At 35.3% G+C, this 12,696-nt stretch carries 14 protein-coding genes and 1 tRNA gene; 9 read left to right on the top strand and 6 right to left on the bottom strand.

The window, feature by feature from the left end; genetic code table 11:
- Nucleotides 1-223: 223 nt before the first annotated feature.
- The 8 genes from ACN1CD_RS08850 (at nt 224) to ACN1CD_RS08815 (ending at nt 5,343) form a co-directional block, all read left to right on the top strand.
- Nucleotides 224-655 (top strand): hypothetical protein, encoded by a 432-nt coding sequence (locus ACN1CD_RS08850; protein WP_419130025.1) that lies wholly within the window; start codon nt 224-226, stop codon nt 653-655.
- A gap of 17 nt (nt 656-672) precedes the next feature.
- The gene (locus ACN1CD_RS08845; protein WP_419130024.1) at nt 673-1,338 is read left to right on the top strand and encodes a hypothetical protein; all 666 of its coding nucleotides are present in this window, start codon (nt 673-675) and stop codon (nt 1,336-1,338) included.
- 76 nt (nt 1,339-1,414) lie between these two features.
- Entirely contained in the window at nt 1,415-2,116 is a 702-nt protein-coding gene (locus tag ACN1CD_RS08840) for a sensor histidine kinase (protein WP_419130023.1), read from the top strand.
- A gap of 149 nt (nt 2,117-2,265) precedes the next feature.
- On the top strand, nt 2,266-2,916 hold the full coding sequence (locus tag ACN1CD_RS08835; protein WP_419130022.1) for a response regulator: 651 nt from the start codon (nt 2,266-2,268) through the stop codon (nt 2,914-2,916).
- A gap of 285 nt (nt 2,917-3,201) precedes the next feature.
- On the top strand, nt 3,202-3,498 hold the full coding sequence (locus tag ACN1CD_RS08830) for a hypothetical protein (RefSeq protein WP_419130021.1): 297 nt from the start codon (nt 3,202-3,204) through the stop codon (nt 3,496-3,498).
- A 61-nt stretch (nt 3,499-3,559) separates the two neighbouring features.
- The gene (locus tag ACN1CD_RS08825) at nt 3,560-4,111 is read left to right on the top strand and encodes a hypothetical protein (protein WP_419130020.1); all 552 of its coding nucleotides are present in this window, start codon (nt 3,560-3,562) and stop codon (nt 4,109-4,111) included.
- Nucleotides 4,112-4,348: 237 nt separating this feature from the next.
- Nucleotides 4,349-4,939, top strand: coding sequence for a hypothetical protein (locus ACN1CD_RS08820; RefSeq protein ID WP_419130019.1), 591 nt, complete (start codon nt 4,349-4,351; stop codon nt 4,937-4,939).
- Nucleotides 4,924-5,343, top strand: coding sequence for a thiol-disulfide oxidoreductase DCC family protein (locus ACN1CD_RS08815; protein ID WP_419130018.1), 420 nt, complete (start codon nt 4,924-4,926; stop codon nt 5,341-5,343). Before ACN1CD_RS08820 ends, ACN1CD_RS08815 begins: the two co-directional genes overlap by 16 nt.
- Nucleotides 5,344-5,435: 92 nt before the next feature.
- Here the strand turns inward: ACN1CD_RS08815 and obgE are convergent, their stop codons facing one another.
- The 6 genes from obgE to ACN1CD_RS08785 all read right to left on the bottom strand — a co-directional run bounded on the left by obgE (nt 5,436) and on the right by ACN1CD_RS08785 (nt 10,961).
- Complete coding sequence (obgE, locus tag ACN1CD_RS08810) at nt 5,436-6,431, bottom strand: GTPase ObgE (RefSeq protein WP_419130017.1); 996 nt, start codon at nt 6,429-6,431, stop codon at nt 5,436-5,438.
- Between the two features lie 168 nt (nt 6,432-6,599).
- The gene (locus tag ACN1CD_RS08805; RefSeq protein WP_419130016.1) at nt 6,600-7,169 is read right to left on the bottom strand and encodes an adenylate kinase; all 570 of its coding nucleotides are present in this window, start codon (nt 7,167-7,169) and stop codon (nt 6,600-6,602) included.
- Nucleotides 7,170-7,554: 385 nt separating this feature from the next.
- A complete protein-coding gene (locus tag ACN1CD_RS08800) occupies nt 7,555-9,003 on the bottom strand; it encodes an ATP-binding protein (RefSeq protein ID WP_419130015.1) in 1,449 nt (482 codons plus the stop codon).
- Between the two features lie 217 nt (nt 9,004-9,220).
- A tRNA-Arg gene (locus tag ACN1CD_RS08795) sits at nt 9,221-9,294 on the bottom strand.
- A gap of 100 nt (nt 9,295-9,394) precedes the next feature.
- A complete protein-coding gene (locus tag ACN1CD_RS08790) occupies nt 9,395-9,859 on the bottom strand; it encodes a redoxin domain-containing protein (RefSeq protein WP_419130014.1) in 465 nt (154 codons plus the stop codon).
- 190 nt (nt 9,860-10,049) lie between these two features.
- Complete coding sequence (locus ACN1CD_RS08785; protein ID WP_419130013.1) at nt 10,050-10,961, bottom strand: SDR family oxidoreductase; 912 nt, start codon at nt 10,959-10,961, stop codon at nt 10,050-10,052.
- Between the two features lie 161 nt (nt 10,962-11,122).
- On the opposite strand from ACN1CD_RS08785, the gene atpD reads away from it, so the two are divergent.
- Nucleotides 11,123-12,625, top strand: a complete 1,503-nt coding sequence (atpD, locus tag ACN1CD_RS08780; RefSeq protein ID WP_419130012.1) for a F0F1 ATP synthase subunit beta — start codon at nt 11,123-11,125, stop codon at nt 12,623-12,625.
- The last annotated feature ends 71 nt before the right edge of the window (nt 12,626-12,696 follow it).

The following is a 12,696-nucleotide window of genomic DNA, read 5'->3' as shown; positions in this document are numbered from 1 at the left end:
CCCTCATAATAACCTTGATGTGGTTTATTTTCTTCGTTTTTAATTAAGAGTCAATTTCATCTCCAACCCTTACTGTAGTTAAACAAATGAAGCTTATCAAAGTAACTTAAAATATACTTTTTAAAGTATATTAAATTATATTTTTATTACATATATTTAGTAATTAAAAATCTAAATTAAAGACATGCTAAACAAGAATAAACAGACACAAAAATTTTATTGGTTGAAATACGAAGTTAGTGCCATTCAATCAATGATTCTAAACGCTCCAGGTATTGACCGATTCGTATTTTGTTATTTTTTTCCTAAAACTACCCAGCCAGCCAAACCATTGCAATTGATTGCTTACGGATATATGGCACCAGCCAATCAATACAGCAGTTATTATGATATTTTGCAAAATTACAATAACAGCGCGCTGGAATTAAGCGGCCCGATTATCTTAAGCAATAATATTATTTCCCTCGCCAATATATTATCACTGATTGGCGAAAATGAAGATCAGGCAGACTACTTGGTATTTGTACCGAATGTGAACAGCGGACATGTTTTTTATGACATTAAGCGATTTAAAAGAATCGATACCGGAGATATTGAATTACTCCCGGTTGAGATTGTAACCAATCCCTCTCCACCAGCCACTATTACTAATTAATTTACCCTTCATACCTCATGGCCAAAATATTCCAATTTATAATTGATTGGTCTGAAGTATGGGGGTTGTTCATCCCCATATCAATATTATGCTATAGAAAACAGCCTGACAGTAATAAACCGGTTGTTTTCTACGTATATGTAGCTTTGGTAATTAACCTTGCCATAGATTTGACTTGGAAATTCAGGAGCATTTTACCTGCAAGCTATACCTCTAATAATTACCTGTATAACCTGCATTCCATTCTGCGTTTTTATTTATTCAGCATTTTTTTTATTCGCCTGGATCAACCCTTTCTCGTCGTTATCAAAAAAATTATTCCCGTTTGTTTTCTGGCTTTTATACTTGTAAACTTTACATTCTATGAAAATTTTTTCGATTACTGGCAGCTAAGCAGCCGCCTGTTATCCATAGAGGCGATTCTACTTTTGTTTTATACCCTTCAATATTATTTATTTAAAATTAATGACAGCATGGGCACCACAATCATGACCACTGATTTTTGGATCACTACCGGCCTGGGAATTTTTGTAGCCTTAAATTTTTTTATTTTCCTTTTATACAATGAACTCACCATACACCTGCAAAACTTTGCCATTACCTTGTGGAGTGTACACAATATCTCCTATATTATATTTAACCTATTTATAGCCAAGGGATTTTATGAATCAGGGAAACACTGATATCAGGCTGCTATTAATGGTAGGAATCGCGGCCATGCTCATGCTATTTATCAGCCTGCTGCTTATTTTCATATTTATGCAACGTAAAAAGCTCAAGTATGAACTGGATATCCAAACGTTGCAAAATATTCAGAAAAATCAATTAATAGAAGCTGCTGTAAGGAGTGAGGAAATTGAACGACATCGCATCGCGGAAGAATTACATGATGAGGTTGGTGCAATATTAGGCTCATCAAGCTTACATTTCTATGGAATTAAAATCGAAAATTGTGATGAAGTTAGTCAGCAAATGTATCAAAAAGGCAGAAGCTTATTGGATGAAGGCATTCATAAAATTCGCGGCATTTCACATAACCTGCATTCTGCCATTTTACAGGAACTCGGACTAAAAGAAGCAATATCCCATTTCTGCGGCAATATTATGCACAGTAGTTTGGCAGAAATTAATTTAGATTTAACAGATGAATACAGTACAAAAGTTATCCAGAATGATATTAGTATTTATCGTATGATTCAGGAACTTCTTCATAATATAACGAAACATGCACAGGCAAATAAAATTCATATTCAATCTGTTAGCACAAATAATAAATTAATATTCGTTATCTCACACAATGGGAAGGGTTTAATCCAAACAGAATTTGAAAGATTAAGATTTTTGAAAAATGGACTTGGTTTAAAGAACATTCAGAATAGAGTAATTCTGCTTAAGGCTGATCTCGTTTTTTCATATCAATCAAATGAATATTTTATTAAAATCAATATCCCCACAGATTAAAAATAAAAAACTACATATTTGTATGCATACATTATTATTTTTAATAAATAAAAACACTTCTATTTTGTATATTTATCCGTATAAAACTATTTACTACAATCTTTGTAAACCTACCCATCTTAATTATAACCAGCCTTAATTTAAATACGATGCCTAAAATAAAGATAGCCATAGCAGATGATTATAGCATTTTTAGAGATGGCTTAAAGGTTGGCTTTATCCGCGATAAAAATCTGGATGTTATATTTGAAGTATCAAACGGCGAAGAGTTATTATCAAAGCTAGAAGAGGTAAAACCCGAAGTTATTTTGATGGACCTTAAAATGCCGGTAATGGATGGAATAGAAGCCATTCAAATCATCCGGAAAAAATATGGCGATGAAATCAAAATACTTGTATTAACCATGTATGATGATGTAAAGTTTATTATTCACTTAATGGAAAATGGCGCTAACGGCTACCTTTTAAAAAACGCAGACCCTATAGAAATCAGGCAAGCCATTTACGCTGCTCATGAAACAGGTTATTATTTTAATGATATTGTAACCAAAGCCTTGTTAAAAAAACTAACACTTAAGGGCAATTCCAAACCATCCTTTAATCAGAATATCGAATTTTCAGAACGGGAGCTGGATGTTTTAAAAATGATTTGCGATGAGAAAACAAACGCTGAAATTGGCACCGAACTTTTCCTCAGTCCACGCTCTGTTGAAGGAATAAGAATGCGGATCATCGAAAAGACAGGCGTTCGCAATACTGCAGGCCTGGTAATGTTTGCAGTTAAAAATGGGATGATTTAATAGTCTAAACCTATTGTTCGCTTTAAACGCATCATTAAAAATTTGAAATCCTGCTCAACAGTTCAGGCTTTCCTTTTACTCCATGTCTTACGCAAACCTGCCGGATAAGACTTATACACTCATTACGTATTAATAATACTTAAATACCTGCGTAAAAATACTCATTATTTCAAATGCGTAGGAACACTCTGGCGGCACCCGCCAAATACACCTTACTTTATGTTGTGCAATGAAGCTTCAAAAAAAGGCACATAAACAATTTTATTTACCTCAAAAAAAACCAAAATGGCAAAGTCAAGTTTAACAAAGGCTGAATTAGCAGCCTTAGATTTTTTAATCGCCGATTTACAGGGCGACAATGATGTAGTGGATTCCGTAAATTCCGAAGCATCTTTTATTGGGGGTATTACCCGAGTAACTGTTCAGGTACTTAAGACAGCAACGCGCATGACGCCCATAATTATGGAAGCGGTTGGTGGTGCCGGTGTTTTGAAGGATGCAGAAATTAAGCAACTATCCGGCGAAGCAAAAGACGGCTTATCATTAGATAAGTTGATCGAACTTCGTAAACAATTCAATTAACAAAGTTCCAAAAAGCGGGCATGTAAACATGCCCGCTTTGTTTTAACTAACTACTAAAATTATGATGCTGAAATTAAACCCATCAGTTAGCTACGAATTTGTAGTAACTGTTTTTCTGTCCTGCTGGTTTATAGCAACGATTGTATGCCAATTTAAAGACAACAAAGTTTCCTCATTCATCATGGAGAAAATTGACTTGTTTTCATTAATTCCGTTATGGACATTTTTTGCACCGAATCCAGGTAAAACAGATTACCACTTGTTATTTCGTGATAAAATAACAGATGTAGATTATAGCGAATGGCAAGAAATGGAGATTACAGAGGAACGCACCTTTTGGTCGTGGTTATGGAATCCGGAGAAGCGCGATAAAAAGGTATTGGCCGATATTGTGCAGAGTTTAGTTGCCACTATTCCTAACTATCGCAAAGCTAATGGAAATATAAATCTGCTGATGTTTTCCATGCCTTATATCATTGTGCTCCATGCGGTAAGTCAATATAAAAAACAATCTGAAAAGTGCTTCAGGCAATTTATGCTTGCAGAATCTTCTGGCTACCAAAAAAGAACAGATCCGGCATTAATTCTCTTATCCGTTTTTCACCAAATCTAAACTACTATGTTTTTTTTCAACGATATTTCGCAAAGTATACTTATGATATTGAGCATTGGCTTACTAATCTCATCATTCGAGTATATCAAAAAAATACAAATTTTTTCTTCCAATGGTTTACTATCATGGAATGTGATGCAACTGAGATGGTCTAAAAGTGATCAAAGACCTCTCTTTAAACCGTTTTTTAAGCTTTTTAGTATCCCAGGCCTGACTACTTTGTTTATAATCAGATGTTTGTTAATTATCGGCTTATTATTCTTTCCCTTACAAACCACTACCGGCTGGATCCTGATCAGTTTGCTCGGCATTAGTTTATTGGTAGCTTCATTTATTACCTATTACGGCAGTGATGGATCAGACCAGATGAGCATGCTGATTGTGATCACATTGATTTTATGCCACATGCCAGATTTAGCAGGCAGTAAATTAAGAGAAGTTGGCCTGTGGTTTATTGGTTTACAAGCCTGCCTATCATACACCGTAGCAGGTATTGCCAAATTGGTATCTTCAGAGTGGCGTTCGGGAACTGCCGTAAGAGATGTATTTTCTACCAAAGCATATGGATCAAAACAGGCTAGTCAATTTTTACAAAAGTACCCGGCCGCAAATGGCTTTCTATGCTGGAATGTAATAATCATGGAAACACTATTCCCGCTATGCCTTTTTTTACCGTGGGAATATGCGATGGTATTTTTAATCTGGGGATTTATCTTCCACTTTTTCACCGCATTAATTATGGGCTTAAATTCCTTCTTTTGGGCATTTATGGCTACCTATCCGGCAATTTATCTTATCAATCATGAAATGCCATGGCACCTGTTCTAAGTCAGAAGAAAGATATTATTCTATTTGATGGTGTTTGTAATTTTTGCAATAGCTATGTCAACTACATTATCGCTCATGATCAAAATGACCGATTTACCTTTGCTCCGCTGGATAGCGAGACGGCACTAATTTTGGGTAAGCGGCACAGTGTTGATTTTAAAGCAATTAATAGCATCATTGTTATTTATGGAAATACCTATCTCACGCAATCTGATGCCATCATTTATATTTTGAAGCACCTTAATCGGTGGACTGCAATACTAGCAAATGTTAGTTACCTCCTACCGGCCTTTGCCAGAAACAAGCTTTATACCTGTTTTGCAAATAACCGCTACAGGTTATTTGGGCAATCTAACAGCTGTGTAATTCCGACAGAAAAAGTAAGACTTAAATTTCTAAAATAAATCCCTCAATAATATGATTTGGAAAAATGCAGGATATGAAAAAATATTCTGCAAACCAAATTCTCTGGTTGAAAATTTGAAAAACAGGTCCGTTATCCTTCAATCGCTTTCCAAAGCAAATCTTTCAATTCCAGAATATTTTTTTCTGCTACTGATGAGATAAAGATTGATGGAATACCTGGCAAATCCAGTTTCATTTCAGCCATTAATTCTTCATCAAGCATATCAGATTTAGTGATGGCTAAAACATGCGGCTTTTGCATTAATTCTGGATTGTAAGATTCTAGTTCACGTTTAAGGATCTCATATTCTTCCTTAATTGACCTGCTGGTATCTGCCGGAACCATGAATAATAAAACAGAATTACGTTCTATATGACGAAGGAAACGATAGCCCAAGCCTTTTCCTTTTGAAGCACCTTCTATAATTCCAGGGATATCGGCCATTACGAAAGATTTTCCGCCACGGTAACTTACAATCCCAAGGTTAGGCACTATGGTAGTAAAAGGATAATCAGCAATTTCTGGCTTTGCTGCAGAAACTACAGAAAGTAAGGTAGACTTACCTGCATTTGGGAAACCAACTAAACCTACATCTGCCAGAACTTTAAGTTCCAGAATGTTCCATACTTCTTTTCCCTGTTCGCCTGGTTGTGCAAATCGTGGTGTTTGCTGCACAGAGTTTTTGAAGTGCGCATTCCCTAAACCTCCACGGCCACCAGCTGTTAAAATTTTCGTTTCACCATGTTTGGTAATTTCAAAAAGCACTTCGCCAGTTTCTGCATCTTTAGCAATCGTTCCGAGTGGAACCTCTAAAATTTCATCTTTACCCTGGCGACCGAATTTATGAGAACTACCACCCGCCAGTCCATCTTCAGCAATAATATGCTTACGATATTTTAGGTGTAACAACGTCCAGATGTTGCTACTTCCTACCACAATAATGTGGCCTCCGCGACCGCCATCACCACCATCAGGACCGCCCATTGATGTTAAAATATCACGATGTAAATGTGCAGAACCCGCACCGCCTTTACCAGAACGGCAACAAATTTTTACATAATCTACGAAATTCGAACCCTGAGACATAATGATTTACGATTTTAAATTGACGATTTTAAATTTAAAAACCGACGATGAACTGTTACTGTATTTTTATACTGGCGACTTTAGATTCCAAAAATCACTAAAAAACAAACATCCGCAAAAAACAACTAATGCTTTTTCTGCGGATGTTATATTTAAAAACTTAATTATTTAGAACTGATCAATTACAGCGCAAAGATCGTTATAAACATTTTCTATTTCGCCGATTCCATTTACCTTTTTCAACTTTCCTTGTTCCTCATAATAAGGTAATACGTGGATAGTTTTATCAAAGTATTCTGATATACGTTTCTTTAATTTTTCCGCATCATCATCTGGTCTGCCACTAACTTTATGGCGCTCAGCGATGCGTTTTGTTAATTCTACCTGATCTACATCTAAAGCAATAACGCCAGCAATATTGCTTCCTTTACGCTCCAAAAATAAATCAAGTTCTTTTGCTTGCGGAACTGTGCGTGGAAATCCGTCAAATACAAATCCTTTTGCATCAGGATTTTTATCTACTTCTTCTTCCAGCATCGCAATTGTAATCGCATCCGGAACCAATTCTCCATCAGCTAACAATTGGCTAACTTTTTTTCCTAATTCTGTTTCTCCTTTAACGTGTGCTCTAAAAAGATCGCCTGTTGAAACATGTACTAACTGATATTTTGCAATCAGTTTTTCAGATTGGGTGCCTTTACCCGCCCCTGGAGGGCCAAAGAGAACTAAATTAAGCATTAACGTGGTTTAGGTTATCTTTATAAATTAAAAAGCCGTATTCCTATGGCTATACAAAGAAAGTAAAACACAAAGTGTTGCCTTTCAAGGCTGCAAATATATAATTATTAATTTAGATGGCATTTAATATTGAGATTTTATTTAAAACATGATAGTTTGAATCGTAGCTAAACTGTTTCGGGAAGAATTTTAGGGATTATATCGCTAGAACCAAATATCATCAAGATTGGAAAGTGATTTAACAAAATAAAATTAGAAAAATATATATTTTAATTGATTTGGACGTATGCTTATAATAAACTTTAACTTCATATTAAACAAAACTGTTTAATATCAAAGATAAAATAGATTAAGAAATCAGTGTATTATTAGCATAACAATGCATTTAATAAGCTGTACTTTTCATTTTCAAGGTATTTTCGCCAATATTATATGCATATAATGAAGAGGGTACAAATGTAAAATTCAAATCCCCAATTGTTTTAACTCCCAGCTTATCCAATGAAGTGACCAATGCACTTTTAAATTCATTTGCTTTACAAAATTGAATCAGGCTGTTCAGTTCTTGCGGCTTTTCAAAATAGCGATTACTCCATTTTATCTCTAAACCCCAGAGTGGCTTAAATTTTTTATCATCCAGAAGGACTAAATCAACTTCTCCTTCATTTTTATCCTTCCATCTGGCGTAAGTTAGATCAAGATTTTCCCTATGCATCCATTGAGATAATATAGCTGTTTCAACCATATTTCCCATTTCAGAATCTGTCTCATTAATAGGAGAAAATAAGGCAGTTCTTAATGATGGATTAGTTAAATAAACCTTAAAACTGGTTATTCTTTTTAGCCGTTTCGCAGTGATATCAACTTTATTTAAAACTTTGATCAAGAAAGCCGACTCCAGGTATTCTAAATATTTTTTTAATGTGTCCTTAGGTATTCCACTTTCCCTTGACATTGTTTCATAAGAAAATTCATTACCAGTATTATAAGCTATATAAGTAAAAAACCGATTGAGTTCCTGCACATCTTTGATTCCATAAAGACTTGGCAAATCTCTTAACAATACCTTATCTATTATATCATTTTTGACGTATCGCCCCATATCGCCTTGAATTTTTTCAGATAAAACTACCTCTGGATATCCTCCAAAATTCAAATAATTTAGAAACTCATTATTTAATGCTTTAACATCGTGTGTTAATGTATATGGAACTTTACGTTCTGCATATTCGATCTCTCCTTTCACTACAAGGTGATCCATATTTTTTAAGTGGATATACTCTTGAAATGTTAATGGAGGTAACATAAAATCTGTAAATCTTCCGGCGCCACTTTCGGTACTATGCCACCTTAATGCTGCTGCAGCTGATCCTGAAACAATAAATTTTGTGTTAGGATAGGAATCCACCATTACCTTTAGGTGTCGCTCCCAGTCTTTTAAATATTGTACTTCATCAAAAAATACATAACATCCATCTAAATTTTGAAGCTTGACAGCCTCTTTTCCAAGATCTAGTAAATCTTCTAAACTCAGACTTAGATAAATAGGATTATCAATGCCTATAAAAAAAATTTTTTGTGGATTTACACCTTCCTTTATGAGCTGATCAATAGCATGAAACATCATCACTGTTTTACCAACTCTTCGTGGCCCCATTAAAACTAATGCTCTCTTTACGTCTCTTTCTTTTACAAAAGGAAAAAATAAGTAGAAATAGAGCCTTTTTTGCATTGCTTTATAAGCAGAATGTACCTCTTTAGTAACCCACCAAGGATTTTCATAGTGCAATCTTTCGATAATTTTCGCAGCCGGAATAATAGTTGATATTTTCATAAAAAAGCTTATTACTCCAAATTTACAATAAATAAGAAGATTACAAACTATCTATTTTTTAAAAAACAATGAAAATAAGCATGATTTTGCTTTAAAATCTTCTTATTTAAATTTTGATTAGCGTAATAGTTTTGAAAATTATAAAAACAGACGATAAGGAATCAATCAAAAATCCTTTAAACAAAAAAAGAGGATTCCAAATTGAAATCCTCTTCTGTGCACTTGTAGGGATTCGAACCCCAAACCTTCTCATCCGTAGTGAGATGCTCTATCCAATTGAGCTACAAATGCGTTTTCCGTATCGTTAACGGACTGCAAAGGTATAATTTGAGATTTTAATTTCCAATTAATTTTAAATAAAAATCTCAAATTATATTCAGCAGTTTTATTACTAGGCTTTTAAAGCTGCATCAATTGCTTTAAAATCAGGCAATTCACCAGCATCTTCTAAAACTTCAGCATAAGCGATTTTCCCTTCTTCATCAATCACAAAGGCTGCTCTTTTAGATACGCCTTTCAATCCCAATACAAATTCAGGGTAAAATGCCTCATAAGCTTCCGATACAGTTTTGTTAAAATCAGATAATAAAGGGAACTGATAATTTTGCACCTCTTTAAACTTTGCTAAAGAAAATGGAGAGTCAACAGAAACACCCAAAACCTGGGCATCTATCCCTTCATAAAAACTGAAATTATCTCTCATTGTACACAATTGTTCCGTACATGTTCCGGTAAAAGCCATCGGAAAGAAGTGAATGATTACTTTTTTACCTTTAAAAGCTGATAAGGAAACTTCTGCTAAATCAGAACTGTATAATTTAAAATCCGGGGCTTGATCGCCAATTTGTAGTGACATATGTTTGTTTTTTTTATCGTTTTTCGTTGTTTGTTTTTCGTTGATCGTTTATATTCTATGGTAAATACCTTAACACCCAATCTTGATACTTGATACTAACTATTTTATACTATCTCCCTCCTTTATCGTCAATGTTTCTAAAACCGTAAATACCTCACTACCCAGTCTTGATACTTGATACTACTTTACACTACCTTACACTATTTCTCATCTGTTCATCCACTATCTTCAAGCCTTCTATAAAACTATGCGGATTATATTTTAAATCTTTTATTGCTTTGTTTAATACGAAACCAGTTTTAGCAGGTCTTCTTGCTTTTTGGTTTAAACTGGCAGAACTAATTTCCAAAATCAACGATTGATCCAACAACCAATAATCGGCAACTTTTCTCACTAAATCTGCAATACTCATGTAATCTTTGCCCGAGATGTGATATACGCCTTGCGCATTATTTTCTACAGCCAGCAGGCAGGCTTCCGCTAAATCTTCAGCAAGAGTTGGCGTTCGCCATTGATCATTTACCACATTGACTGGCTCTCCCTTTTCCAATGCCCCCTTAGCCCACAGAACAATATTGCTCCTGCTCATATCGTTGGTTATCCCATAAACTAAAATAGTTCGTAGAATCGCCCAGCTCACTTTTGATTTTTTCACAGCAAGCTCTGCAAGCAGTTTCGTTTCACCATAATAACTTAACGGATTCGGCGCATCAGTTTCAATATATGGTCCATCGCCACCATCAAAAATAAAATCGGTGCTAAGGTGTATAAAATGAATATGATGTTCATCGCAAAGCGATACCAGATTTTCAGTCGCTGTTACGTTTAGTTGATAACACAATTGTTTATTGGCCTCACTCGTGTCAACATTAGTCATCGCCGCGGTATGGATAATGGCATCAGGTTTATATTTTTCAACCACTTCTTTAACTTGCTCAGCATTTAAAATATCCATTTCGGCATATTCGTAACCGCCAACTACAGGAACACGGTTTAGACCTTTAGACGTAGCTATTAAGTTTACACGTCCTTCAGCCAATATTTTTTCGGTAATTTTTTGTCCCAGAAGGCCGTTACTACCGGTAACTAAAATGGTTTTCATTTGAAGATTTTGAGGCACTAAAATACCCATTAAAATGCTATTGGAAAAATTTCTAATATATATTTAAAATTTACTAATAATAACTTAACTTTGCCAACCGAATTGGAGCCCTTACAAACGGCTTTAATTCATTGACTGTAATAAATTTACTCACAACAGATATGCCTAACTTAGGAAAAATAGCACAAATTATCGGCCCAGTGGTTGACGTTAGCTTTGCTGATGATGCCCATCTACCTAAAATTTTTGATGCGTTAGAGATAACGAAAGAAAATGGACAAAAAATTGTTTTAGAAGTTCAACAACACTTAGGTGAAGATCGTGTTCGTGCAATCTCAATGGACTCTACAGACGGTTTAGTTCGTGGAATGGATGTACTTGACACTGGTTCAGCGATTAAAATGCCAGTTGGCGACCAAATTAAAGGTCGTTTATTTAATGTGGTTGGAGAAGCCATCGATGGTATTACTGCTGTTGATAAAACAGGTGGTCGCCCTATTCACGCTACACCTCCTAAGTTTGAAGATTTATCTACTGAAACTGAAGTACTTTTTACAGGTATTAAAGTTATCGATTTATTAGAGCCTTATGCAAAAGGTGGTAAAATCGGTTTGTTCGGTGGTGCTGGTGTAGGTAAAACAGTATTGATCATGGAGTTGGTAAACAACATCGCTAAAGCTTATGCTGGTTTATCCGTATTTGCAGGTGTTGGTGAACGTACTCGTGAGGGTAATGATTTATTACGTGAGTTTATCGAATCAGGCGTTATCAACTACGGTGACGAATTCTTACACTCCATGGAAAAAGGTGGATGGGATTTGAAAGCTGTTGATACAGAAAAATTAAAAGAATCTAAAGCAACATTGGTTTTCGGTCAAATGAACGAACCTCCTGGTGCACGTGCTCGTGTAGCATTATCAGGATTAACAGTTGCAGAATATTTCCGTGATGGTGATGGCGAAGGCGCTGGAAAAGATATCCTTTTCTTCGTTGATAACATCTTCCGTTTCACTCAGGCAGGTTCTGAAGTATCGGCGCTATTAGGTCGTATGCCATCTGCGGTAGGTTACCAACCAACATTGGCAACTGAAATGGGTTTAATGCAAGAGCGTATTACTTCAACTAAACGCGGTTCAATTACATCTGTACAAGCGGTATATGTACCTGCAGATGATTTAACTGACCCTGCACCGGCAACAACATTTGCCCACTTAGATGCAACAACAGTACTTTCACGTAAAATTGCTGAGCTAGGTATTTATCCAGCAGTAGATCCATTGGATTCTACTTCGCGTATTCTTTCTCCTGCTGTTTTAGGTGATGAGCATTACAATACTGCACAACGGGTTAAAGAAACATTACAACGTTATAAAGAATTACAGGATATCATCGCAATCTTAGGTATGGATGAATTATCTGAAGAAGATAAATTAGTAGTATCAAGAGCTCGTCGTGTTCAACGTTTCTTATCTCAACCATTCCACGTAGCAGAGCAATTTACAGGCTTAAAAGGTGTATTGGTAGACATTAAAGATACCATTAAAGGTTTCAACATGATCATGGATGGAGAAGTTGACGAATATCCTGAAGCTGCATTTAACTTAGTTGGTAGCATTGAAGATGCCATCGAAAAAGGTAAAAAATTATTAGCAGAAGCGAACTAGTATCGAAATTTGAGTATCAAGTATCAAGATTGTGTTTGCTGTCTTGATACTTGATATTAGTTACTTGATAC

It is taken from the genome of Pedobacter sp. N23S346 (genome assembly GCF_048515415.1).
In the GTDB taxonomy this organism is placed as follows: Bacteria; Bacteroidota; Bacteroidia; order Sphingobacteriales; family Sphingobacteriaceae; genus Pedobacter.
The sequence above is the reverse complement of the archived record's forward strand: the minus strand, read 5'-3'. Positions and strand labels throughout refer to the sequence as shown.

Bases quoted from the DNA above. Each gene is read 5' to 3' on its own strand.
- ACN1CD_RS08845 (WP_419130024.1), top strand. From the start codon at position 673: ATGGCCAAAATATTCCAATTTATAATTGATTGGTCTGAAGTATGGGGG.
- ACN1CD_RS08840 (WP_419130023.1), top strand. From the start codon at position 1,415: ATGCAACGTAAAAAGCTCAAGTATGAACTGGATATCCAAACGTTGCAA.
- ACN1CD_RS08835 (WP_419130022.1), top strand. From the start codon at position 2,266: ATGCCTAAAATAAAGATAGCCATAGCAGATGATTATAGCATTTTTAGA.
- ACN1CD_RS08830 (WP_419130021.1), top strand. From the start codon at position 3,202: ATGGCAAAGTCAAGTTTAACAAAGGCTGAATTAGCAGCCTTAGATTTT.
- ACN1CD_RS08825 (WP_419130020.1), top strand. From the start codon at position 3,560: ATGATGCTGAAATTAAACCCATCAGTTAGCTACGAATTTGTAGTAACT.
- ACN1CD_RS08815 (WP_419130018.1), top strand. From the start codon at position 4,924: ATGGCACCTGTTCTAAGTCAGAAGAAAGATATTATTCTATTTGATGGT.
- obgE (WP_419130017.1), bottom strand. From the start codon at position 6,431: ATGTCTCAGGGTTCGAATTTCGTAGATTATGTAAAAATTTGTTGCCGT.
- ACN1CD_RS08805 (WP_419130016.1), bottom strand. From the start codon at position 7,169: ATGCTTAATTTAGTTCTCTTTGGCCCTCCAGGGGCGGGTAAAGGCACC.
- ACN1CD_RS08800 (WP_419130015.1), bottom strand. From the start codon at position 9,003: ATGAAAATATCAACTATTATTCCGGCTGCGAAAATTATCGAAAGATTG.
- ACN1CD_RS08790 (WP_419130014.1), bottom strand. From the start codon at position 9,859: ATGTCACTACAAATTGGCGATCAAGCCCCGGATTTTAAATTATACAGT.
- ACN1CD_RS08785 (WP_419130013.1), bottom strand. From the start codon at position 10,961: ATGAAAACCATTTTAGTTACCGGTAGTAACGGCCTTCTGGGACAAAAA.
- atpD (WP_419130012.1), top strand. From the start codon at position 11,123: ATGCCTAACTTAGGAAAAATAGCACAAATTATCGGCCCAGTGGTTGAC.